At 65.2% G+C, this 23,149-nt stretch carries 18 protein-coding genes and 2 rRNA genes; 19 read left to right on the top strand and 1 reads right to left on the bottom strand.

Annotated elements, in window-relative coordinates; all coding sequences use genetic code 11:
* The first annotated feature begins 119 nt into the window (after positions 1-119).
* From ACPPVQ_RS13825 to der, 18 genes are all read left to right on the top strand, one after another.
* Positions 120-3,234: ribosomal RNA gene (locus ACPPVQ_RS13825) — 23S ribosomal RNA — on the top strand.
* A gap of 138 nt (positions 3,235-3,372) precedes the next feature.
* Positions 3,373-3,489 (top strand): 5S ribosomal RNA (gene rrf / locus ACPPVQ_RS13820).
* 118 nt (positions 3,490-3,607) lie between these two features.
* Positions 3,608-5,167, top strand: coding sequence for a hypothetical protein (locus tag ACPPVQ_RS13815; protein WP_426515677.1), 1,560 nt, complete (start codon positions 3,608-3,610; stop codon positions 5,165-5,167).
* Positions 5,142-6,167 carry an HAD-IIA family hydrolase gene (locus tag ACPPVQ_RS13810; protein ID WP_426515676.1) on the top strand — a complete coding sequence of 342 codons (1,026 nt, stop codon included), beginning with the start codon at positions 5,142-5,144 and terminating at the stop codon, positions 6,165-6,167. The genes ACPPVQ_RS13815 and ACPPVQ_RS13810 overlap by 26 nt, the downstream gene beginning before the upstream one ends.
* A 35-nt stretch (positions 6,168-6,202) precedes the next feature.
* Entirely contained in the window at positions 6,203-6,370 is a 168-nt protein-coding gene (locus ACPPVQ_RS13805; RefSeq protein WP_426515675.1) for a hypothetical protein, read from the top strand.
* The gene (locus tag ACPPVQ_RS13800; protein WP_426515674.1) at positions 6,363-7,160 is read left to right on the top strand and encodes a TlyA family RNA methyltransferase; all 798 of its coding nucleotides are present in this window, start codon (positions 6,363-6,365) and stop codon (positions 7,158-7,160) included. Before ACPPVQ_RS13805 ends, ACPPVQ_RS13800 begins: the two co-directional genes overlap by 8 nt.
* Positions 7,161-7,271: 111 nt before the next feature.
* Entirely contained in the window at positions 7,272-8,189 is a 918-nt protein-coding gene (locus ACPPVQ_RS13795) for an NAD kinase (protein WP_426515673.1), read from the top strand.
* A 9-nt stretch (positions 8,190-8,198) separates the two neighbouring features.
* Entirely contained in the window at positions 8,199-9,905 is a 1,707-nt protein-coding gene (recN, locus tag ACPPVQ_RS13790; protein WP_426515672.1) for a DNA repair protein RecN, read from the top strand.
* 97 nt (positions 9,906-10,002) lie between these two features.
* A complete protein-coding gene (locus ACPPVQ_RS13785; RefSeq protein ID WP_426521266.1) occupies positions 10,003-11,691 on the top strand; it encodes a CTP synthase in 1,689 nt (562 codons plus the stop codon).
* 4 nt (positions 11,692-11,695) lie between these two features.
* On the top strand, positions 11,696-12,391 hold the full coding sequence (locus tag ACPPVQ_RS13780; protein ID WP_426515671.1) for an NUDIX domain-containing protein: 696 nt from the start codon (positions 11,696-11,698) through the stop codon (positions 12,389-12,391).
* On the top strand, positions 12,388-13,293 hold the full coding sequence (xerD, locus tag ACPPVQ_RS13775; RefSeq protein WP_426515670.1) for a site-specific tyrosine recombinase XerD: 906 nt from the start codon (positions 12,388-12,390) through the stop codon (positions 13,291-13,293). Before ACPPVQ_RS13780 ends, xerD begins: the two co-directional genes overlap by 4 nt.
* Positions 13,294-13,416: 123 nt before the next feature.
* Positions 13,417-14,316, top strand: coding sequence for a ParA family protein (locus ACPPVQ_RS13770; RefSeq protein WP_426515669.1), 900 nt, complete (start codon positions 13,417-13,419; stop codon positions 14,314-14,316).
* Entirely contained in the window at positions 14,300-15,130 is an 831-nt protein-coding gene (locus ACPPVQ_RS13765; RefSeq protein WP_426515668.1) for a segregation and condensation protein A, read from the top strand. Before ACPPVQ_RS13770 ends, ACPPVQ_RS13765 begins: the two co-directional genes overlap by 17 nt.
* Positions 15,120-15,698, top strand: a complete 579-nt coding sequence (gene scpB / locus ACPPVQ_RS13760) for an SMC-Scp complex subunit ScpB (protein ID WP_426515667.1) — start codon at positions 15,120-15,122, stop codon at positions 15,696-15,698. Before ACPPVQ_RS13765 ends, scpB begins: the two co-directional genes overlap by 11 nt.
* Positions 15,688-16,452, top strand: a complete 765-nt coding sequence (locus tag ACPPVQ_RS13755) for a pseudouridine synthase (RefSeq protein ID WP_426515666.1) — start codon at positions 15,688-15,690, stop codon at positions 16,450-16,452. Before scpB ends, ACPPVQ_RS13755 begins: the two co-directional genes overlap by 11 nt.
* 66 nt (positions 16,453-16,518) lie before the next feature.
* Entirely contained in the window at positions 16,519-17,607 is a 1,089-nt protein-coding gene (locus ACPPVQ_RS13750; RefSeq protein WP_426515665.1) for a prephenate dehydrogenase, read from the top strand.
* On the top strand, positions 17,604-18,293 hold the full coding sequence (gene cmk, locus ACPPVQ_RS13745) for a (d)CMP kinase (protein WP_426515664.1): 690 nt from the start codon (positions 17,604-17,606) through the stop codon (positions 18,291-18,293). The genes ACPPVQ_RS13750 and cmk overlap by 4 nt, the downstream gene beginning before the upstream one ends.
* Positions 18,286-19,803 carry a ribosome biogenesis GTPase Der gene (gene der / locus ACPPVQ_RS13740; protein ID WP_426515663.1) on the top strand — a complete coding sequence of 506 codons (1,518 nt, stop codon included), beginning with the start codon at positions 18,286-18,288 and terminating at the stop codon, positions 19,801-19,803. Before cmk ends, der begins: the two co-directional genes overlap by 8 nt.
* A gap of 132 nt (positions 19,804-19,935) precedes the next feature.
* On the opposite strand, the gene ACPPVQ_RS13735 is transcribed toward der, so the two are convergent.
* Positions 19,936-21,345, bottom strand: coding sequence for a DUF2252 domain-containing protein (locus ACPPVQ_RS13735; RefSeq protein WP_426515662.1), 1,410 nt, complete (start codon positions 21,343-21,345; stop codon positions 19,936-19,938).
* A 209-nt stretch (positions 21,346-21,554) separates the two neighbouring features.
* On the opposite strand from ACPPVQ_RS13735, the gene ACPPVQ_RS13730 reads away from it, so the two are divergent.
* Complete coding sequence (locus tag ACPPVQ_RS13730) at positions 21,555-22,871, top strand: ABC transporter substrate-binding protein (RefSeq protein ID WP_426515661.1); 1,317 nt, start codon at positions 21,555-21,557, stop codon at positions 22,869-22,871.
* Positions 22,872-23,149 lie beyond the last annotated feature (278 nt).

The raw sequence follows: 23,149 nt of genomic DNA, 5'->3' as shown, positions 1-23,149 counted from the left end.
GAGCATCTTAGATTGATCCTTCGGGATCAATCACAAAAGATTTTAGGAACATCCTTCGGGATGTTCTGACTAATCATTGGTCAATTTTTCTTATGAGAAATCGATTCAAACTCATGTGATTTCAAGATTCTAAGAGCAAACGGTGGATGCCTTGGCATCTGGAGCCGAAGAAGGACGTAGTAATCTGCGATAAGCCTCGGGGAGTTGATAAACGAACTTTGATCCGAGGATTTCCGAATGGGGAAACCCCGCTGGGCCCGTAAGGTGACCCAGTGACTCCCGCCTGAATATATAGGGCGGGTAGAGGGAACGTGGGGAAGTGAAACATCTCAGTACCCACAGGAAGAGAAAGCAAAAGCGATTCCGTTAGTAGTGGCGAGCGAAACCGGAAGAGGCTAAACCGATCATGTGTGATAGCCGGCAGGCGTTGCATGGTCGGGGTTGCGGGACTTTTCAGCTGCTTCTGCCGAACAGCAAGGGTTAGAACGTTGTATAGACGAATGGCATTGAAAGGCCAGTCATAGAGGGTGCCAACCCCGTAGTCGAAATGCAGCAATCACCCGAGAAGTATCCCAAGTAGCACGGGGCCCGAGAAATCCCGTGTGAATCTGTCAGGACCACCTGATAAGCCTAAATACTCCCAGATGACCGATAGCGGACAAGTACCGTGAGGGAAAGGTGAAAAGTACCCCGGGAGGGGAGTGAAATAGTACCTGAAACCGTTTGCTTACAAACCGTTGGAGCCTCCTTGTAGGGGTGACAGCGTGCCTTTTGAAGAATGAGCCTGCGAGTTAGCGATATGTGGCGAGGTTAACCCGAGAGGGGTAGCCGTAGCGAAAGCGAGTCTGAATAGGGCGATTCAGTCGCATGTCCTAGACCCGAAGCGAAGTGATCTATCCATGGCCAGGTTGAAGCGACGGTAAGACGTCGTGGAGGACCGAACCCACTTCAGTTGAAAATGGAGGGGATGAGCTGTGGATAGGGGTGAAAGGCCAATCAAACTTCGTGATAGCTGGTTCTCTCCGAAATGCATTTAGGTGCAGCGTTGCGTGTTTCTTGCCGGAGGTAGAGCTACTGGATGGCCGATGGGCCCTAAAAGGTTACTGACGTCAGCCAAACTCCGAATGCCGGTAAGTGAGAGCGCAGCAGTGAGACGGTGGGGGATAAGCTTCATCGTCGAGAGGGAAACAACCCAGACCACCAACTAAGGTCCCAAAGCGCGTGCTAAGTGGGAAAGGATGTGGAGTTGCACAGACAACCAGGAGGTTGGCTTAGAAGCAGCCACCCTTGAAAGAGTGCGTAATAGCTCACTGGTCAAGTGATTCCGCGCCGACAATGTAACGGGGCTCAAGCACGCCACCGAAGTTGTGGCATTGACATTAGTGGTAGGCCTTCGTGGTCCAGCCGTGTTGATGGGTAGGAGAGCGTCGTGTGGCCAGCGAAGCGGCGGTGTAAACCAGCCGTGGAGGCTACACGAGTGAGAATGCAGGCATGAGTAGCGAAAGACGGGTGAGAAACCCGTCCTCCGAAAGACCAAGGGTTCCAGGGCCAGGCTAATCCGCCCTGGGTAAGTCGGGACCTAAGGCGAGGCCGACAGGCGTAGTCGATGGACAACGGGTTGATATTCCCGTACCGGCGAAGAACCGCCCAAACTAATCCAGTAATGCTAAGTGTCTGAATCCCCTTGATCGAAGCCTTCGGGCCTAGACGAGCGGGCCTAGCACACGACCCTATGCTGGTGCGGTTAGCGTATTAACAGGTGTGACGCAGGAAGGTAGCCGAGCCGGGCGATGGTTGTCCCGGTCTAAGTGTGTAAGCCGAGGGATAGGCAAATCCGTCCCTCATATAGGCCCAGGCACGATGGGTAGTCTTAATTGACGAAATCGGTGATCCTATGCTGCCAAGAAAAGCATCGACGCGAGGTTCCAGCCGCCCGTACCCCAAACCGACTCAGGTGGTCAGGTAGAGAATACCAAGGAGATCGAGAGAATCGTGGTTAAGGAACTCGGCAAAATGCCCCCGTAACTTCGGGAGAAGGGGGGCCTGATGCGTGAAGGGATTTACTCCTGGAGCGTTTGAAGGCCGCAGAGACCAGTGGGAAGCGACTGTTTACTAAAAACACAGGTCCGTGCTAAGTCGCAAGACGATGTATACGGACTGACGCCTGCCCGGTGCTGGAAGGTTAAGAGGAAGGGTTAGCTTCGGCGAAGCTCAGAATTTAAGCCCCAGTAAACGGCGGTGGTAACTATAACCATCCTAAGGTAGCGAAATTCCTTGTCGGGTAAGTTCCGACCTGCACGAATGGCGTAACGACTTCCCAGCTGTCTCAACCGCGAACTCGGCGAAATTGCACTACGAGTAAAGATGCTCGTTACGCGCAGCAGGACGGAAAGACCCCGTGACCTTTACTACAGCTTGGTATTGGTGTTCGGTGTGGCTTGTGTAGGATAGGTGGGAGACTTTGAAGCGGGCACGCTAGTGTTCGTGGAGTCATTGTTGAAATACCACTCTGGTCACTCTGGATATCTAACTTAGAACCGTAATCCGGTTCAGGGACAGTGCCTGGTGGGTAGTTTAACTGGGGCGGTTGCCTCCCAAAAAGTAACGGAGGCGCCCAAAGGTTCCCTCAACCTGGTTGGCAATCAGGTGTCGAGTGTAAGTGCACAAGGGAGCTTGACTGTGAGACTGACAAGTCGAGCAGGGACGAAAGTCGGGACTAGTGATCCGGCAGTGGCTTGTGGAAGCGCTGTCGCTCAACGGATAAAAGGTACCTCGGGGATAACAGGCTGATCTTGCCCAAGAGTCCATATCGACGGCATGGTTTGGCACCTCGATGTCGGCTCGTCGCATCCTGGGGCTGGAGTAGGTCCCAAGGGTTGGGCTGTTCGCCCATTAAAGCGGTACGCGAGCTGGGTTTAGAACGTCGTGAGACAGTTCGGTCCCTATCCGCTGCGCGCGTAGGAAATTTGAAAGGATCTGACCCTAGTACGAGAGGACCGGGTTGGACGAACCTCTGGTGTGTCAGTTGTTCCGCCAGGAGCACCGCTGATTAGCTACGTTCGGGATGGATAACCGCTGAAAGCATCTAAGCGGGAAGCCGGCCTTAAGATGAGATTTCCATGCCTTCGGGCGAGAGGCTCCCAGCTAGACTACTGGGTTGATAGGCCGGATGTGGAAGTGGGGACTAAAGACCCATGGAGCTGACCGGTACTAATAAGCCGATATCTTGATAATCATTACTCTCATACATGTTGTAAGGCTGGTATGAGGGGCCATGAGAATGCTTGCGTCCACTATGTGGTTCTCGATGTACGGTCGAGAACCGAACAATCAGCAATGATTGCTCGTTCACTTTTGATACATCAATAGTGTTTCGGCGGCCATAGCGAGAGGGAAACGCCCGGTTACATTCCGAACCCGGAAGCTAAGACTCTCTGCGCCGATGGTACTGCAGGGGGGACCCTGTGGGAGAGTAGGACACCGCCGGACTTCTTTGTGAAATGGCCACCCAGTGATGGGTGGCCATTTTGCGTTTAAGTCACCCCAGAAACCGCCTCGAGGCGGCCGTAGGCTTGAAATGCTGCGCCCCACACACACAGGAGAAGACGTGAGCGACTCACCGTCAGACGAGCAGAAACCCAACCGCGAAGGCGACCGGCCCCAGCGGGACGGCCAGCGACGGGACAGCTCACACCACACCAGCGGCCGGCCCCAGGGGAACCGCCCGCCGCACGTAAACAGCGACCGGAAGGCCGGCGACAAGCGCACCGGCGACGCACGTCCGCCGCGCGCAGACCACGACCGCGGCTCCAGTCCGCGTGCGAGCAGCTACCGGGGAGACAAGACCGGTGCACCACGCAAAACCACCGGAGGGGAACCCTGGCGGGACGGGAAACCCGGCGACGCGAAGAGCGGCCAGCCGTGGAAGCGGGACGGGAAACCCGGCGACGCGAAGAGCGGCCAGCCGTGGAAGCGGGATGGGGCAGGACAGAGCCGTGCCGGCTCCGGGCGTCCCGGCGCCGGGCATGGCGGCCCGCGAGAGAGCCACGGTTCACGCGACGGCGGTCGGGAGAAGAAACTGTGGACCCGCGACGGCAAACCGGCGCGCGGCGACCGGGATGCGCACGACTACGAGCGTGCTCTGACCGAAGAAGAGCGCCTGGCACGTGAATTGCGCTCGGTGCGCACACGTCACGACGACCCCGAGATCCCCGAAGCGATCCAGGCGCGCGATCTCGACAAGGTCGCACGTGCCGAACTCAAGACCCTGAGCAAAGACAACGCCGACTGGGTGGCACGCCACCTCGTGATGGCAGCCCAGCTCATTGAAGACGAACCCGAACTCGCGCACCAGCACGCGCTGTCCGCAGCCCGGCGTGCAGGACGCGTCGCCGTCGTGCGCGAAACCCTGGCCATCACCGCTTATGCGACCGGCGACTTCGGGCTGGCCTTGCGGGAGCTGCGTACCTTCCGGCGGATCAGCGGCTCCAACGACCAGCTGCCGCTCATGGTGGACAGCGAACGAGGCGTGGGGCGCCCCGACCGGGCACTCGAGCTCGGGCGGTCCGTCGACCGAGCGTTGCTTCCCACCGACGTGCAGGTCTCGCTTGCCATCGCAATGTCCGGCGCGCGGCTCGACCTCGGCCAGAACGACGAGGCGCTTGCGGAACTGGAGATTCCCCAGCTCGACCCGAACCGCGCCTACTCCTGGAGCCCCGAACTCTTCCACGCCTACGGCGATGTGCTCGACGAGCTCGGCCGCGACGAAGAGGCGTCGACCTGGAGGGAGCGCGCGGCGCGAGCCGAACAGGCTATCGGGATCACCCGCGGTGCCGCCGACGACGAGACCGTCGACGTTGTCGAGGAAGAGATCGAGGAAGAGCTGGAAGACGAGGTCGATGCAGAGGCCGAAGAGGAGCCCGACGTGGAGATCGAGGGAGAGCGCGACGACGAGATCGAGGCGCCCAGTGCCGGCGATGCCCTGGGCGCGACGCTCGACAGTGAGAGTGAGGGCGACGTCGTCATCGAGTACGAAGACGAGGACGACGACGTCGAGATCGTCGAGGGTGAAGACGACAGCGCAGCAGACGACGGAACCGTAGACGACGGAACCGACGAGGGCGACGACGAAGACGGTCGCGATGGCGATCTTCCGACGTCGAAGTAGCGACGGCGCGGCTCCGCTCGACGGGGTCGATGTCGTGCTCGCCGATCTGGACGGCGTGGTGTACGCCGGGCAGCGGGCGATCCCTCACGCCGTCGAGAGTCTCAACGCGGCACGCGGGAAGGTTCGCGTCGGGTACATCACCAACAATGCGTCCCGCACCGACGCATCCGTCGCAGAGCACCTGAACGAGCTGGGCCTCCACGTAGAGCCCTCCGACATCGTGACCTCGCCACAGGCGGCCGTTCGCCTCCTCGCCCGGCACGTGGCGCCGGCGTCGAGCATTCTGGTCGTCGGCGGCGACGGTCTCGTGCACGAGGTCCAAAAGGCCGGCTTCACCGTCGTGCGGTCTGCCGACGACGAACCGGCCGCGGTCATCCAGGGTTTCCACCCCGACCTGGGATGGAAAGACCTGGCCGAAGCGTCATTCGCGCTCCAGCGCAGCACGGAGGAAGAACGGCCGTGGGTCGCGACCAACACGGACTGGACCATTCCGGTCGCCCGCGGGATCGCACCGGGCAACGGCACTCTCGTCTCCGCTGTGCACACTGCGACCGGCCGACTGCCACTCGTCGCCGGCAAGCCGGAAGTGGCGATCTTCGAAGAGGCGACAGCCCGATTCGACGCCACCTCGCCGTTGTTCATCGGCGACCGGCTCGACACGGACATCCTCGGTGCCAACCGGGCGGGCATCCCCTCCGTCCACGTTCTCACGGGGATAGACAAGGCGAAGCAGCTGATCGCCGCGGACGCGAACTCGCGGCCCACCTACATCCTGGAGGATCTTCGCGGGCTGGCGGAGCCGTATCCGCAGACGCGCTTCTCGAAGGACAACACGACCGCGACGGTTGGAGACGCGACCGTTCGAATCAGCGGGAACGATGTGCAGATCGTGGCGGAAGGGTCATCCGAACTGAACCTGCTGCGTGCGGCGACGGCGGTGATCTGGACATCCGGCCGGGCCATCTACGGGCTGAACGTACCGGAACGGCTGTACACCTGAGGTCCGTCTGCGCCGGCACGCGCTAGCGTAGAGACGTGAGTTCCGACGACGACACCCAGACTGCGATCGACGACGCCCTCGTGCCGCGTCTGCGCGTGATCGAAGACCAGCCGTTGCCCTCGCGGGCCGAAGCGTACGCGCAGGTGCACGACGAATTGCGCCAGCTGCTCGAGGGTGGGGACGTTCCGCGCACCCATGGCTGAGGCCAGGCTCGACGTCGCGATGACGGAGCGCGGCCTCGCCCGCTCCCGCACGCACGCGGCCAAACTCATCGCCGACGGACTGGTGACCGTCGATGGCGAGGGAGTTGTCAAAGCGTCGGCGAAGGTCCGCGACGATCAGCGCATCGACGTCGTGGAGATCGACCGTTACGTCAGCCGGGGCGCCTACAAGCTCATCGGGGCGCTCGACACCTTCGGGGTTCCGGTGCAGGGGCGGGTAGCGATGGATGTCGGGGCGTCGACCGGTGGGTTCAGCCAGGTGCTGCTCGAGCGGGATGCGCGACTCGTGATCGCGATCGACGTCGGCCATGGCCAGCTCGCACCCGAACTGGAGCGCGAGCCACGGCTTCGGTCGTTCGAAGGCATCAACGCCCGCGCGCTGACGGCCGAGGTGCTGGCGGCCCTGCTCGGGGAGCCGGCCCGGCCGGATCTCGTCGTCGGGGATCTGTCCTTCATTTCGCTGCGCACGGTGCTTCCCGCACTCGTCGAGACAGCAGCCGACGGGGCCGATTTCGTGCTGCTCGTGAAGCCGCAGTTCGAGGTGGGCCGCACGGGCATCCGCGAAGGCATCGTGCGCGACCCGGCGCTGCGGGCGGATGCGGTGGCGAACGTGCTGTGGGCGGCGCAGGATCTCGGGATCGGCACGGCCGGCATCGTCCCCTCCACGATCGTCGGCAGCCAGGGCAACCATGAGTACCTGGTCTGGCTGAGCGCGACGACGGGCCGCAATCCGACAGAATGGCTGGACGCCGTCACCGAGGTCACCCGGTAGCATGCGGCCGCGAGCCTTGTTCACAGGGATCGGGGGCGGTTGCCCTGTCGCGTCGAAAAAACCGACAGAATGGATGAACCAGATCAACGCAAAGGTTGGAGCGTGACGCCTATGGATGCACCGGCACGGTACATCCTGGTCGTCGCGCACACAGGCCGGCAGGATTCGCTCGATGCGGGCGTCGCTGTCTGTTCCCAGCTCATCGAAGCAGGGGCGACGCCTGTGCTCAGCGAAGACGAACGCCGCGACCTGCTGGCCGCGGAGCCGGGGCTCGTCGAGGTCGCCGTTCTCGGAAAAGACGTGCGGTCCGAAGAACTCGAACTGGTCATCGTGCTCGGTGGTGACGGCACGATCCTGCGCGCAGCAGAACTCGTGCGCGGGTGCGGTGCTCCTCTTCTCGGCGTCAACCTCGGCCACGTCGGGTTCCTCGCCGAAAGCGAGCGCGACGACCTCCGCGAAGCGGTGGCGCGCGGACTCGCCAACGACTACACGGTCGAAGAGCGCATGACGCTCTCCGCGCGAGTCAAAGTCGACAACCAGGTCGTCTACGAAAGCTGGGCGCTCAACGAAGCGACGGTCGAAAAGGCAAGCCGGGAACGGATGCTCGAAGTCGTCATCGAGGTCGACGGGCGCCCGATGGAGAGTTTCGGCTGTGACGGCGTGGTGATGTCGACGCCGACCGGATCGACGGCGTACTCATTCTCTGCAGGGGGTCCGGTCGTCTGGCCGGGAGTGGCGGCGCTCCTGCTCGTTCCGCTCAGCGCGCACGCCCTGTTCGCGCGTCCGCTCGTGGTCGACGCCGAGTCGTCGCTCGCGGTCGAAGTGCTCGACCGCGCCGGTGGGGCGGGCATCCTCTGGTGTGATGGGCGGCGGCCGTTCGACCTTCCGCCGGGTGCACGCGTGGTTGTCAGGCGGTCGCCGGTTCCGGTGCGACTGGCCCGGCTGCACCCGGGGCCGTTCACGGATCGGCTCGTGCAGAAGTTCAACCTCCCGGTGACGGGATGGCGGGGGCCGGTCGGTCGTGAGTGAGGTAAGACGGTGATTGAGGAGATCTCGATCAAAGACCTGGGAGTGATCGCCGACGCGGCTCTCCCTCTCGGACCGGGATTCACCGCACTCACGGGCGAGACCGGCGCGGGCAAGACGATGGTCGTCTCGGCACTCGGCCTGCTGCTGGGCGAACGGGCCGACACCGGTGCAGTGCGGCTCGGCAGCCCGCAGGCGTGGGTCGAAGGCCGTTGGCGCATCCGTGACAGCGGCGATGTCGTCGACCGCGTGCGCGATGCGGGCGGAGACGTCGACCCCCTCGACTCGGGAACGGCAGAGCTGGTGCTCAGCAGGTCGGTGTCCGCAGAAGGACGCAGCCGGGCGGTCGTCGGGGGCAGGAGCGCGCCGGTGAGCGTGCTCACTGAGCTCGGCGAACAGCTCGTCGTCGTGCACGGGCAGTCCGACCAGGTCCGGCTTCGTTCCGCCGTCGCGCAGAGGGAAGCGCTCGACCGCTACGCAGGCACGCCGCTTGCGGAGGCGGTGCAGAACTACCAGCACGTGTTCTACCGCTGGAACGAGAACCGGGCCGAACTCGACGAGCTGGTCACCGACCAGGACCGCCGTGCCCGCGAAGCCGAAGACCTGCGGCAGGCGATGGCCGAAATCGAGACGGTGGCGCCGCAACCCGCCGAAGACGAGGAGCTCGCCGAGCGGGCGGAACGGCTCTCCAACCTCGAAGACCTGCGCATCGCAGCCGCGAATGCGCGCGAACTGCTCTCCGCCGAAGAATCAGAGGGCGCGGATGCGCTCGGCCTCCTCGACTCGGCCCGGCGGAACCTCGAGCGCGTGTCGTCGCACGACCCAGAACTCGCGTCCGTCGCCGAAGCCGTCGCGAACGCCAACTACCTGGTGTCCGACATCGCGGCGCAGCTGTCCACCTACCTCGCCGGGCTCGACACCGACGGTGCGCGCGAGCTGGAGATCGTCCAGGAACGGCGGGCGGAGCTGACCACGCTGGTACGCAAGTACGGGCCGACGCTCGACGACGTCATCCGCAATCTCGAAACCGGCAGTTCGCGGCTCTTCGAACTCGACGGCGACTCTGAGCGCATCGACCAGCTGCGCAACGAGGTCGACACCGACCGGGCGCTCCTCGACGAACTCGCGACATCGCTGACCGCGCTGCGAACGGCGGCGGCAGAACGACTCGGCGCTGCAGTATCCGATGAGCTCTCGGCGCTCGCCATGGCCGACGCCCGCGTCATCGTCCAGGTCGCTGAGCGCGATGAATTCACGGCGACCGGGCGGGATCTCGTCTCGATCCTGCTCCAGCCGCACGCCGGTGCCGAGCCGCGTCCACTCGGGCGCGGCGCCTCCGGCGGCGAACTCTCACGGGTGATGCTCGCGATCGAGGTCGTCATCGCGGGCAGCGACCCCGTGCCCACCTTCATCTTCGACGAGATCGACGCGGGCGTCGGGGGAGCGTCGGCGATCGAGATCGGCCGGCGCCTGGCGCGACTCGCCGAAAGTGCGCAGGTGATCGTCGTGACCCACCTGGCACAGGTCGCAGCATTCGCGACGAACCACCTCACGGTTGTCAAAGGCAGCGACGGGTCGGTGACCGCATCCAGCGTGCGCCAGCTGGGCGGCGACGAGCGCATCGCCGAAATGGCGCGGCTGCTGTCGGGGCTGCCCGACTCCGAGAGCGGGCTGGCGCACGCGCGGGAGCTGATCGAGATGGCGTCGGCGAGGACCTGAGGCGGACCGGCCAAGCGCAGCTTGCCCGGCGCTGGCGTCGCGGCGACGCGATGCGTCACTTAAAGCTCCAGCGCGAGTGATAGCATAAAAGCCCGTGGTGGATAAAACAGACGCGGGCAATTCGAACGGCACTACCAAACACATCTTCGTGACAGGTGGTGTCGTTTCTTCGTTGGGCAAAGGCCTCACGGCAGCAAGCCTGGGCAATCTCCTGACTGCCCGAGGCCTCCGGGTGGTGATGCAGAAACTCGACCCCTACCTGAACGTCGACCCCGGAACGATGAACCCGTTCCAGCACGGCGAAGTCTTCGTCACCGACGACGGGGCGGAGACCGACCTCGACATCGGGCACTACGAGCGCTTTCTCGACATCAACCTCAGCCAGTCCGCGAACGTCACCACCGGACAGATCTACTCCACGGTCATCGCCAAAGAACGACGCGGTGAATACCTCGGCGACACCGTTCAGGTCATCCCACACATCACCGACGAGATCAAACGGCGCATGCGCCTGCAGGCCGGTGACGACCCTCAGCCCGACGTGATCATCACCGAAATCGGTGGAACCGTCGGCGACATCGAATCGCTGCCGTTCATCGAAGCCGCCCGTCAGGTGCGCCACGAGCTCGGCCGCAAGAACTGCTTCTTCGTGCACGTCTCGCTGGTGCCGTTCATGAACGCCTCCGGCGAGCAGAAGACCAAGCCGACACAGCACTCGGTCGCAGCCCTCCGCTCGATCGGAATCCAGCCCGACGCACTCGTGCTCCGCAGCGACCGCCCCGTCTCCGAATCCAACAAGCGCAAGATCGCCCTGATGTGCGACGTCGATGAAGCCGCCGTCGTCAACGCGATCGACGTGCCCAGCATCTATGACATCCCCACCATGCTTCACGACCAGGGGCTCGATGCGTACATCATCGACCAGCTCGGACTCGATGCCGGTGAGGTCAGCTGGGATGGCTGGGCGAGCCTGCTGCAGGCGGTGCACGACCCCGAATACAGCGTGACCGTCGGTCTCGTCGGCAAATACATCGACCTGCCCGACGCCTACCTGTCGGTCACCGAAGCCCTTCGCGCCGGCGGCTTCGCACACAGCACGAAGGTGTCCCTCAAGTGGATCGCCTCTGACGAGTGCGGGACGCCCGAAGGCGCAGCGATGCAGCTCGCCGACGTCGACGCGATCTGCGTGCCGGGCGGGTTCGGCGTGCGGGGCATCGAAGGCAAGGTCGGCGCGCTCCGCTATGCGCGTGAGAACGGCATCCCGGCGCTCGGCCTGTGCCTCGGCCTGCAGTGCATGGTGATCGAATACGCGCGCCACGAGAGCGGCTTGACCGGGGCATCCTCGTCAGAGTTCGACCCGGACACCGAATTCCCGGTCATCGCGACCATGGCGGAGCAGGTGGAGATCATCGCCGGCGGCGACCTCGGCGGCACGATGCGCCTGGGCCTGTACCCGGCGACACTGGCGGACGGCTCGATCGTCTCCGAACTGTACGGGGCGACCGAGGCATCCGAGCGCCACCGCCACCGCTACGAAGTCAACAACGGCTACCGTGAGCAGATCGCCGACGCCGGCCTCTGGTTCTCGGGCACGTCGCCCGACGGGCATCTGGTCGAATACGTCGAGTTGCCACGCGAGGTGCACCCGTTCTACGTGGGGACCCAGGCGCATCCCGAACTGCGTTCACGGCCGAACCGGGCGCACCCGCTGTTCCGCGGGCTGGTCGGCGCAGCGCTCGACCGTCAGAAGGCAAGCCGGCTGTTCGAAGTCACCCAGGACGCCTGAGCCGGTGAACGCCGAAGGGCTTTCCGACACGGTGCTTTCCGACGGCGCGGAGACGCCGGACATCGTCGCTGCCGAAACCGTGTTCACCGGCAAGGTGTGGAACGTCCGTCGTGAGACATTCCGTTACAACGGCGACGACATCGTGCGCGAATTCGTCGACCACACCGGTGCGGTCGCGGTGCTCGCCCTGGACGAGGACGACCGGGCGCTCCTGATCACGCAATACCGGCATCCGGTGCGCACCCGCGAATGGGAGATCCCGGCCGGGCTGCTCGACCTGCACGGTGAGCCTCCGCTCGCGGCCGCAAAACGCGAGCTCGCGGAGGAGGCAGACCTCGAGGCCGACGACTGGAGCGTTCTCGCCGAGTTCTATACGTCGCCGGGTGGCAGCGACGAGGCGATCCGCATCTACCTCGCGCGCACCGTGCGGCCGACCGCCCATGCCTTCGACCGCACCGAAGAGGAAGCGGACATCGAGAAGCGCTGGGTTCCGCTCGACGCGGTCGTGGATGCTGTGCTCGGGCGGCGCATCCAGAATCCGTCGCTGATCGTCGCGGCCCTTGCCGCCCGCACGGCACGCGAGACCGGATGGGCGCAGCTGGGCGCGGCCGACAGTGCCTGGCCCCGGCATCCCAAGCTCGGACACCTGGACGGAACCGTATCGGCCGGAACTGCAACGGACGGAGCCGGACGGTCGTGACCATCGCGGCGGCGGTGGACTCCTACCTGCGGCACGTCTCGATCGAACGCGGGCTCTCCTCCAACACCGTCTCCGCATACCGGCGCGACCTGGGCGTCTACGCGACGTGGCTGGCCGCGCAGGGGACCGACGATCCGGCCGCGATCACCTCCGCTGCGGTGTCGGCGTTCGCACGGCACCTCGGAACCCGCGAAGAGACGCCGCTGACCGCGTCGTCGATGGCGCGGATGCTGTCGACGGTGCGTGGTTTCCACCGGTTCATGCTCGAAGAGCAGCTGGTGCCCGACGATGTCGCGCGTGAGGTGAAACCGCCCAAGCTCGCCAGCCGCCTGCCGAAAGCGATCACGGTCGACCAGGTCACGGCGCTGCTCGCGGCCACCGACGGCGACGACATCCAGTCGCTGCGCGACAAAGCGTTGCTCGAGCTGCTCTACGCGACGGGCGCACGCGTGAGCGAAGCGGTCGGCCTCAACGTCGACGACGTGATCGACGAGGACATCGTGCGGCTGACCGGCAAAGGCGCCAAACAGCGGATCGTTCCGCTCGGCAGCTACGCACGAGCCGCACTCGACGCGTACCTCGTGAGGGCGCGCCCGGCGCTCTCCGTGCGCGGCGCAGCCACGCCGGCGCTGTTCCTGGGGATGCGCGGGCAGCGGGTCTCGCGCCAGAACGCCTGGCTGATCATCCGCTCTGCCGCCGAGCGCGCGCACCTCGGAGTCGAGGTGTCTCCGCACACGCTGCGCCACTCGTTCGCGACCCACCTGCTCGCCGGGGGAGCCGACGTGCGCGTGGTGCAGGAACTGCTCGGGCACTCCTCGGTCGCGACGACGCAGATCTACACGCTGGTGACGGCCGACACCCTGCGCGACATGTACACGACGGCGCACCCCCGCGCCCGCTGACGCCAGGCGGGCCGGGCTTGCCGGGCGGCGTCGCGGATCGCCGCGGTGCGGCCCGCGAACCGGGGACACCGCCGATAGACTGTGCGTTTGAAGGACCGCACAACAGGGACGAGGAAAACGCAGGTGACGCGCAGCAACGAGGTTCGAGCAGAGCTCCCCGGCTTGGATGAAGCGTCTGTGTCGACCCCGCTCGGCCCCACCGGTCGTCCGCTGCGCGTGTTTCCCGAACCCAGGCCGCTCAAGAGCCACGGGCCGGCCCGCATCATCGCCCTCTGCAACCAGAAGGGCGGCGTCGGCAAGACGACGACGAGCATCAATCTGGGCGCGAGCCTCGCCGAATACGGCCGCCGCGTGCTCGCCATCGACTTCGACCCGCAGGGTGCCCTCTCGGCGGGCCTCGGCGCCCAGACCCACGACGTCACCACCATTTACGACCTGCTCCTGTCGCGCACCAAAGACGTCAGCGAGGCGATCCAGCACACCTCCACCCCGGGGCTCGACATCATTCCGGCCAACATCGACCTGTCGGCCGCCGAAGTGCACCTGGTCAACGAGGTCGCGCGCGAGCAGATCCTCGCCAGCGTGCTGCGCAAGGTGAGCGACGACTACGACGTCATCCTCATCGACTGCCAGCCGTCGCTCGGCATCCTGACCGTCAACGCCCTGACCGCGAGCCACGGGGTGCTCATCCCGCTCGAGTGCGAATACTTCGCGCTGCGCGGCGTCGCCCTGCTCATCGAGACCATCGACAAGGTGCGCGAGCGACTCAACCCGGCCATCAAGCTCGACGGCATCCTGGCGACGATGTACGACTCGCGCACTCTTCACTCGCGCGAGGTGCTCGAGCGGGTCGTCGACGCGTTCGGCACCAATGTGCTCGAGACCGTCATCTCGCGCACGGTCAAATTCCCGGATGCGTCGGTCTCTGCAACGCCGATCACCCAATTCGCACCGGAGCACGCGGCCGCCGAGGCCTACCGGCAGCTCGCCAGAGAGCTGATCACGCGTGGCGCCGTCGCCTAGCCCGACCGGTTTCGACGCGGAGGTTCCCGCGGAGCGCACGTTCCGTGTCGACCTCGGCCACTTCGAGGGACCGTTCGACCTGCTGCTGAGCCTGATCACCAAGCACGAACTCGACATCACCGACATCTCGCTCAGCCGCGTCACCGACGAGTTCATCAGCTACCTGCGCGCCATCGACTCGGACAAGAACCTCGACGAGGCCAGCGAATTCCTCGTCGTCGCCGCGACCCTGCTCGACCTGAAGGTCGCAGGCCTGCTGCCGCAGGGCGAACTGGTGGATGCCGAAGACGTCGCGCTGCTCGAAGCGCGCGACCTCCTGTTCGCGCGCCTGCTGCAGTACCGGGCGTTCAAGGAGGCGTCGGCGTGGTTCCAGGCCGGCCTCGACGCGGAGGCAACCAGGCATGCGCGCAACGTGCGCCTGGAAGACAAGTTCCGCCAGCGCACACCGGAGCTGGTCTGGACGCTGTCGGCCGACGACTTCGCTGCCATCGCCACGCTCGCCCTGACGCCACGAGAGCTGCCGACCGTGGGGCTCGACCACCTCCACGCGCCGCTGGTGAGCATCCGGGAACAGGCCGCCCACGTCGTAGGGATGCTGCGCTCGGGGGAGACGCTGACCTTTCGGCAGCTGATCGCCGGCGCAGACCAGAAAGGCGTCGTGATCGCGCGGTTCCTCGCTGTGCTCGAGCTGTACCGGCACGCGGCGATCGCCTTCGAGCAGGTCGAACCGCTCGGCGAACTCACCCTCAGGTGGACGGCCGAACACTGGTCACAGGAGAATCTTGCTAACCTCGGAGCCGACTATGACGGATGAAGCAACGCTGGTGGAGGTCGACGTCGAGCGTGCGCTCGAAGCAATACTCATGATCGCCGACGAGCCGCTCAGTGTGGTGATGCTCGCCACCGCCGTCAATGCACCGGTCAAACGGGTGCGCGCAGCGATCGACGCGCTGGTGCGCGACTTCGACGGTGAAGACGGCGGGATCCGGCGCGGCTTCGAACTGCGCGAAGTCGGCGGGGGATGGCGCATCTACGTGCGCGGCGAATACGACGACGTGGTCGCCGACTACGTGCTCACCCAGAATCCGACCAAGCTCTCCCAGGCGGCGCTCGAAACCCTCGCGGTGATCGCGTACAAGCAGCCCATCAGTCGCGGTGCCATCGCATCCATCCGTGCCGTCAACGTCGACTCGGTCGTACGCACCCTGCTCGGGCGGGGACTGATCACCGAACTCTTCACCGACAGTGAGACGGGCGCGATCAACTACGGCACCACCGACCTGCTGCTCACCCAGCTGGGGATCAACTCGATCGACGATCTGCCGCACATCTCACCGCTGCTCGCCGACGGAGCCGACGGGTTCGACGCCGATGTCCGCTGAGAAACCGGCAGAGGGCGAGCGCCTGCAGAAAGTGATGGCGGCGGCCGGCGTCGCATCCCGCCGGGTCTCGGAGCAGCTGATCGTCGAGGGCCGCGTCACCATCAACGGCACGGTCGTGACCGAGCTCGGGCGACGCGTCGACCCGCACCACGACCTCGTCGCGGTCGACGGCACAGCGGTGCAGCTCGACCCGTCGCGGCGCTACCTGATGCTCAACAAGCCGGCCGGCGTCGTCAGCTCCATGCGCGACGAGCAGGGGAGGCCCGACCTCTCCCGGTTCGCCGACCAGTATGAGGAGCGGCTCTTCAACGTCGGGCGGCTCGACGCGGAGACGAGCGGACTGCTCATCCTCACCAACGACGGCGAACTCGCGCACGTGCTCGCCCATCCGTCGTTCGGCGTCATGAAGACGTACGTCGCGCGCGTCAAAGGGGTCGTGACCCCCCAGACGATCGCGACACTGACACGCGGTGTCGTGCTCGACGACGGACCCATCGCCGCGGACAAGGCGCGGCTGCTCGAACGCAGTGCGGCCAGCCAGGACAGCCTCGTCGAGATCACGCTCCACTCCGGGCGCAACCGCATTGTGCGGCGGATGCTCGCAGAAGTCGGGCACCCGGTCGTCGAGCTCGTGCGGCGGCAGTTCGGCCCGCTGCACCTGGGGACGCTGCGAGTGGGCCAGGTGCGTGACCTGACTAAGGTAGAACTCGGCCAGTTGCTCACCATTTCGCGGGAGAAACCGGCCGAACGCTGAGGGCCTGAGCGCGCGGCCAGGCCTCCCGAAGAACGCCGGAAGGCGCGCATCGCACTGAGAGGCACCGTGAACGACACGTCATCCCGGCTCACCGGACCCGTTCGCGTCGTCGGCGCCGGGCTGCTCGGCGCCAGCGTCGGCCTCGGCCTCCGGGCGCGTGGTGTGGATGTGGTGCTCGACGACGCATCGCCGGCCAACCTGAACCTCGCGATCGACTACGGCGCCGGACGGGCGGGCGACGCAGACGAATCGCCTGCACTCATCGTGGTGTGCGTGCCGCCGGACGTGACGGCGTCGGTCGTGCTCGCGGAGCTGGCTGCGCATCCGGATGCGGTGGTCACCGATGTGGCCAGCGTGAAAGTGGCGCCGATGGCGGAGCTCGAGGCCTCGGGTCGCGACATCAGTCGTTACGTGGGGTCGCATCCGCTCGCCGGACGGGAGCGCGGCGGGCCGAGTTCCGGACGCGCCGACCTCTTCATGGGGCGGCCGTGGGTGGTCTGCACGCGCCCCGAGGTGTCGCGGGCGAGCGTCTCGCTGGTCGAAGCCCTCGTGCTCGACCTTGGTGCGACTCCGATCGAGATGAACACGGTGGCGCATGACGCCGCGGTCGCACTCGTGTCGCACACACCGCAGATCGTCTCCAGCCTGATGGCCAAACGCCTGTCCGGCTCGTCGGATGCGGCACTCGCGCTCGCCGGGCAGGGTGTGCGTGATGTCACGCGGATCGCCGGCAGTGAGCCCGAACTGTGGGTGCAGATCCTCGGGGCGAACGCGCCCGCGGTCGTCGAGATCCTGCGTGCGTACCGCGACGACCTCGACCGGGTGCTCGCAGCCCTCGGCGACCTGGACGCGCCCGGTGCCCGGCGTTCGCTGGCCGAAGAACTCGCCGGAGGAAACGCGGGAGTCTCGCGGCTGCCCGGCAAGCACGGGCAGGACCGCCGGTTCGCCTCCGTCGTCGTCATGGTCGACGACAAGCCGGGCGAGCTGGGGCGCCTGTTCACCGAGATGGGCGAGATCGGGGTCAACCTCGAAGACCTGCGGCTCGAACACTCGCCCGGGGCCCAGATCGGCCTCGCCGAGATTGCCGTGCTGCCGGAGGCGCTGCAGCGCACGATCGACGACCTGACCGCGCGCGGCTGGAGGATCGCCGGATGAGTTCCGAAAACCCCTGGGGCGACATCGTCGTGGTCGCCGTCGACGGCCCGGCCGGGAGCGGCAAGTCCAGTGTGAGCAAGGCCGCTGCCCGCAAACTCCGCTTCGCGTACCTCGACACGGGCGCCGCCTATCGCGCGCTCGCGTGGTTCGTGCTGCGACGCGGCGTCGACCCGACGGATGCGCAGGCCGTCGCCGAGACGCTGCCCGACTTCGACTATCGCATCGGCACCGACCCCGACGGGTATCACGTGATGGTGGGGGAGCATGACGTGACCGACGCCATCCGCGACCCCGAGGTGACCGCTGTCGTCAGCGCAATCGCGCGCGTACCCGAGGTGCGCGTGCGGCTCACCGAGCTGTTCCGCGCGATCATGGAGTCGACCGAGCGGGTCGGCATCGTGGTCGAAGGCCGCGACATCACGACCGTCGTGGCCCCCGATGCACCTGTGAGAATCCTGTTGACCGCAGATGAACACGTTAGAATGGCACGGCGTTCCGCCGAGCTGACCGGCCATTCCGCCGCAGTGGTTGGGGAGCAGCTCCGCAATCGCGACCGGGCCGATTCCCGTGTCGTCGACTTCATGAACGCCGCCGACGGTGTGACCACCGTCGATTCAACAGACCTCGACTTCGACCAGACCGTGGATGCGGTCATCGCAGTCGTCCAGAGAGAAGCTCATGCCTAAAGACATCGAACCAGACGAGTTCGACGCGACCGACGACGACCTGGTCGAACGCCTCACCGACCTCGACGAGGAACTCGCCAGCCAGCGGGCCGCCGCCCTGCGCAGTGGCCTCGACGACTACGAGCTCGACGAGGGCGACCTCGACATCCTCGAGACCGCCACCGACGACCCCAACGCGATCACCTACCTGCCGGCACTGCCGGTGCTGGCGATCGTCGGGCGCCCCAACGTGGGCAAGTCCGCGCTCGTCAACCGCATCCTCGGCCGCCGCGAAGCGGTCGTCGAAGACACCCCCGGCGTCACGCGCGACCGTGTCTCGTACAAAGCGGAATGGAACGGCAGGCAGTTCACCGTCGTCGACACCGGCGGCTGGGAGCCCGACGCGAAAGGCATCAACGCGTCGGTCGCCGCCCAGGCCGAGGTCGCGATCGACCTCGCCGACGCCGTGCTGTTCGTCGTCGACGCGAATGTCGGCGCGACGTCGACCGACGAGCACGTCGTTCGGCTGCTGCGCAAGACGAAGAAGCCGGTGTTCCTCGCAGCGAACAAGGTCGACGACAGCCGGCAGGAACCGAACGCCGCCGTGCTGTGGTCACTAGGCCTCGGCGAGCCGATGCCGGTATCCGCACTCCACGGACGTGGCGTCGCCGACCTGCTCGACACGGTGCTGAAAGTCCTCCCAGAGACCTCGGCCGTCGCCAAGCAGGAAGTCGGCGGCCCGCGACGGGTCGCCATCCTCGGCCGGCCCAACGTTGGCAAGTCCAGCCTGCTCAACCGTGCGGCCGGCGAAGAGCGCGTGGTCGTCAACGAACTCGCGGGGACCACCCGCGACCCGGTCGACGAACAGGTCGAGATCGCCGGCAAGGTGTGGCGATTCGTCGACACCGCCGGAATCCGCCGTCGCGTGCACCTGCAGCAGGGCGCCGACTTCTACGCATCGCTGCGCACCAGTGCTGCCCTCGAAAAAGCCGAAGTCGCCGTCGTGCTGCTCGACGTGAGCGAGCCGATCAGCGAACAGGACGTGCGCATCATCGACCTGGTGCTCGAATCGGGCCGCGCGCTTGTGCTCGCGTTCAACAAGTGGGACCTGCTCGACGACGACCGCCGGCGCTACCTCGAGCGCGAAATCGAACAAGACCTGGCCCACGTCGCGTGGGCTCCCCGTGTCAACATCTCGGCACGCACGGGGCGGCACATGGAGAAGCTGGTGCCGGCCCTCGAACTGGCGCTCGAGTCGTGGGACACCCGCATCCCGACCGGTAAATTCAACGCGTTCCTTGCGGAACTCACGGCAGCGCATCCGCACCCTGTTCGTGGCGGAAAGCAGCCGCGCATCCTGTTCGGGACCCAGGCGTCGAGCCGTCCGCCGACATTCGTCGTGTTCACGACCGGGTTCCTCGACCCGGGCTACCGCCGGTACATCATCCGTCGCCTGCGGGAGATCTACGGTTTCGAGGGGTCGCCGATCAACCTCAACATGCGCGTGCGCGAGAAGCGCAAGCGCACCTGAGTGCGAAGCGCGGGAACGCGCGCGCTGGGCAAGGCGCCGTGCACAGTTTGTGAACCGGTGCACCGGTTGTAGCGCGGGCACGTGTTCAGAACGTGTGCACACGCGGCGCGACGTGGTGCTGCGTGGTGTGGCTCAGGCGGGGGGAGGGGCGGCCGTGAAGCGGCCGTCTGCCACCGCGGCGCGGAGAGCCTCGAAGTCGGCGAGGGACTGGTCGGCGTAGGCGAAAGCCCAGTCGACGACTGCGTTCACCATCGACTCCGACGAGCCGATGTATCCGGCGATGAAAGCCGCGTTCGGGCTCTGCGCGTGCGCTCGCGCGAGCAGTGCGCCGCATGACGCGACATAGTCGGTGAACGGCTGGCGGCCGAGCGCGTCGATGTCGAACGAGACGTTGCGGTCGCGGAACTGCCGCACGTAGAAGTCGAATCCGCCGACCGTCAGGTAGCCGAGGAACGGGTCGGACACAGCCTGCATGATGCGCTGGTTGGACACGACGCGCCCGCCGTTGTGCGAGCCGCGTTTCTGGTGGTCCCCTCCGGGCAGCACGTGGCGCGGGATGCCGCCGAACTGCTGCACGACCGATTCGGTCGCCTCCTTCAGCTGCAGTACCAGCGGGTCCGCACGGGGCCCGGTCAGCATCAGGATGAAGCAGCGTGTGCCAACGCTGCCGACGCCGACGACGCGACGCGCCACATCCGTGATCTCGTACTGCGAGAGCAGCAGGGCGACATGCGACGGCACCGTCAGCGCGTACTCCCGCATCGCATCCATGAGTTCTTCTTCGTGAGTGGTATCGACGTGGGTGAGCGTCGGCGGATTCTCGACGATGACCCGGGTGCCGTCGGGGGCCAGCTCGGTGATCTTCTCCATGACCCGCGCAGACGTGCGGTTGCTCGCCGAGGCAAGGGTGCTGTCGATCGTCTTCTGCGTCTTCTTGCCGAACGGGGAGCTGCCGGGCGTGACCGTTGCGGCCAGGTAGAAGCGCTGGAGAGCATCCAGTTGCATCGCGCTGCGCAGCGCGTCGCGGTAGGCGATGGCGGATGCGATGGCCGCGCCCCGCGCATCCGTCACCGAATAGCCTTTGTGCTTTGCTGCGATCACGACACTGGTGACCATGCGTTTGAGGTCCCACTCCCAGGGGCCGTACGACGCCTCGTCGAAATCGTTGAGGTCGAAGATCATCGTGCGTTGGGGGGAGGCGAAGAGTCCGAAGTTGGCGATGTGGGCGTCGCCGCAGATGACGATCTCAGCGTTCGTGTCGATGCCGTTGCGGAGGTCGGCGGCCTGGATGGCGGCGCTGCCGCGGTAGAACGCGAACGGGCTGGTGAGCATGCGACTGGTGCGCAGTGGAATGAGGTCGGCCAGGCGTGCCGCGTTCTGCGTTTCGAGGATGCCGAGCGGGTCGCGATCGCTGCGCGGGGTGTACTCGACGTGGGCACCGCGTGGGATGCTCGACCGCGCCGCCCGCCCTTCGTCGAAGCGTTCCTGGAAGGAGACGACGTGGGCGTGCTCGAAACGTAAGCGCCCAGGGGCAGGTGTCATGGCGTCAACCTACCAAATGGTCGAACAATCGCAGGAATACTTGGATTTCTGACCCTTTTGGTAACGATCGTGGGAGCGCTCTCAAAAACTACTTGACATGACGCATGATGGCTACATATTGTTAGCTTCGATCTCGAGAGAGCGCTCTCACGCAGCGGGACGCGCTCCAAAAAGACAAAACCCTTATCCACGCACACAAAGGAGTGACCGTGAAATTCTCACGCACTAAAGTGTCTGCCGCAGTCGTCGGCGCAGTGTCTCTTGCACTGATCGTCTCTGGTTGCAGCTCCAACGGCGGCGGCAGCAACAGCACCTCCGCCGCCGGATCGATCACCTACTGGGCAAGCAACCAGTCGGGAACGACCACGGCAGCCGACGTCAAGATCCTGAAGCCGATCCTCGCGCACTTCACGAAGGAGACCGGCATCAAGGTCAACCTCGAGGTCATCGGCTGGGGCGACCTGCAGAACAACATCAACAACGCCGTGTCGTCAGGTTCCGGCCCCGACGTCGTGAACATCGGTAACACCTGGGCGCCGTACCTTGCGGCGACCAAGGCGTTCGTGCCCTTCGAAGGCGCAGCGGCCAAGGCGATCGGCGGAACTGAGAAGTTCATCCCGACCGCGCTTGCCACCGGTGGGCTCGCGGGCCAGGCGCCCACCTCGGTGCCTTACATCGGCCTCTCGTACGGCCTGTTCTACAACAAGGCAATGTTCGCGGGCGCCGGCCTCAAGGCTCCGACCACCTGGGAAGAGATGGTCGCTGACGCGCAGAAGCTCACCAAGGGCGGCGTCTACGGCATGGGGCTCGAGGGTGGCAGCTACACCGAGAACGTACACTTCGCGTTCATCACCGCCGAGCAGAACGGTGGAGAGTGGTACGACTCCTCCGGCAAGCCGACCTTCACCACCGATGCAAACGTCCAGGGCGTTCTTCGCTACCTCAACCTGATGCAGGACAACAAGGTCGTCAACAAGTCCAACGCCGAGTACAGCAACGGCACGGAGGCCATGTCGGACTTCGCCAAGGGCAAGGTCGCGATGGTCGTCAACCAGAACAACGGTTCGAGCACGCTGACCGCTGATGGCATGACCGGTGACAAGTATGGTGTCGCTGCGATCCCGACCACGTCGGGTGGCAAGAACATCACCTCCGGCATCCAGGGCATCAACCTCTCGATCTTCAAGAACTCGCCGAACCAGGCCGCTGACCTGAAGTTCGTCAACTTCATGACAAGCGCGTACGCGCAGAACGCCATCGGCCTCCCCTACGCAACCATCCCGGTCGTCAAGGGTGTCGCGCCGTCCTTCTCGTCCGACAAGGACTTCGAGTCGACGTTCACGAAGATCTACGACACGACCTCGGCACCGTACCCGCTGGTTGCCTCGGAAGGTGCCTTCGAGCAGCAGGTTGGAACGGCCCTGAACGGCCTGTTCGCAACGGTCGCAACGGGTGGCAAGGTCACGAGCGACGACGTCAAGAAGGCGCTGCAGACCGCGCAGGACAAGGTCCTCGCAACTCAGTAACACAACGCAAGCACGACCCGGCCAGCGCTGGGGGCGCCGACATCGTTCGGCGCCCCCACCCAAATCTGGTTGTGTGCGTCACGCGAACCGCGGGAGATGATGGACCTCCCGCGGTTCGTGTGAGGGCCGCGTCCCGTAACAACAGAAAGGCACGCCGAGTTCATGGCGATTACGAAAGCCCCGAACAGACCCGTAGCTACCACGGGCAGCAACCGGAGCAAGAAGCTTCCCCGTCGCAAACAGATTCACCGCTGGCTCCCGTACGTTCTGATCCTCCC

The sequence above is a fragment of the Leifsonia sp. McL0618 genome (genome assembly GCF_049994905.1).
Taxonomy (GTDB): domain Bacteria; phylum Actinomycetota; class Actinomycetes; order Actinomycetales; family Microbacteriaceae; genus Diaminobutyricibacter.
Note: the sequence above shows the minus strand (reverse complement) of the source record. Positions and strands in the feature narration are given on the sequence as shown.

What these genes read in the sequence shown, in the direction of transcription:
- cmk (WP_426515664.1), top strand. Translation starts at nt 17,604, where the DNA reads ATGAGTTCCGAAAACCCCTGGGGCGACATCGTCGTGGTCGCCGTCGAC.
- ACPPVQ_RS13755 (WP_426515666.1), top strand. Translation starts at nt 15,688, where the DNA reads ATGTCCGCTGAGAAACCGGCAGAGGGCGAGCGCCTGCAGAAAGTGATG.
- scpB (WP_426515667.1), top strand. Translation starts at nt 15,120, where the DNA reads ATGACGGATGAAGCAACGCTGGTGGAGGTCGACGTCGAGCGTGCGCTC.
- ACPPVQ_RS13735 (WP_426515662.1), bottom strand. Translation starts at nt 21,345, where the DNA reads ATGACACCTGCCCCTGGGCGCTTACGTTTCGAGCACGCCCACGTCGTC.
- ACPPVQ_RS13795 (WP_426515673.1), top strand. Translation starts at nt 7,272, where the DNA reads ATGGATGCACCGGCACGGTACATCCTGGTCGTCGCGCACACAGGCCGG.
- ACPPVQ_RS13800 (WP_426515674.1), top strand. Translation starts at nt 6,363, where the DNA reads ATGGCTGAGGCCAGGCTCGACGTCGCGATGACGGAGCGCGGCCTCGCC.
- der (WP_426515663.1), top strand. Translation starts at nt 18,286, where the DNA reads ATGCCTAAAGACATCGAACCAGACGAGTTCGACGCGACCGACGACGAC.
- ACPPVQ_RS13810 (WP_426515676.1), top strand. Translation starts at nt 5,142, where the DNA reads ATGGCGATCTTCCGACGTCGAAGTAGCGACGGCGCGGCTCCGCTCGAC.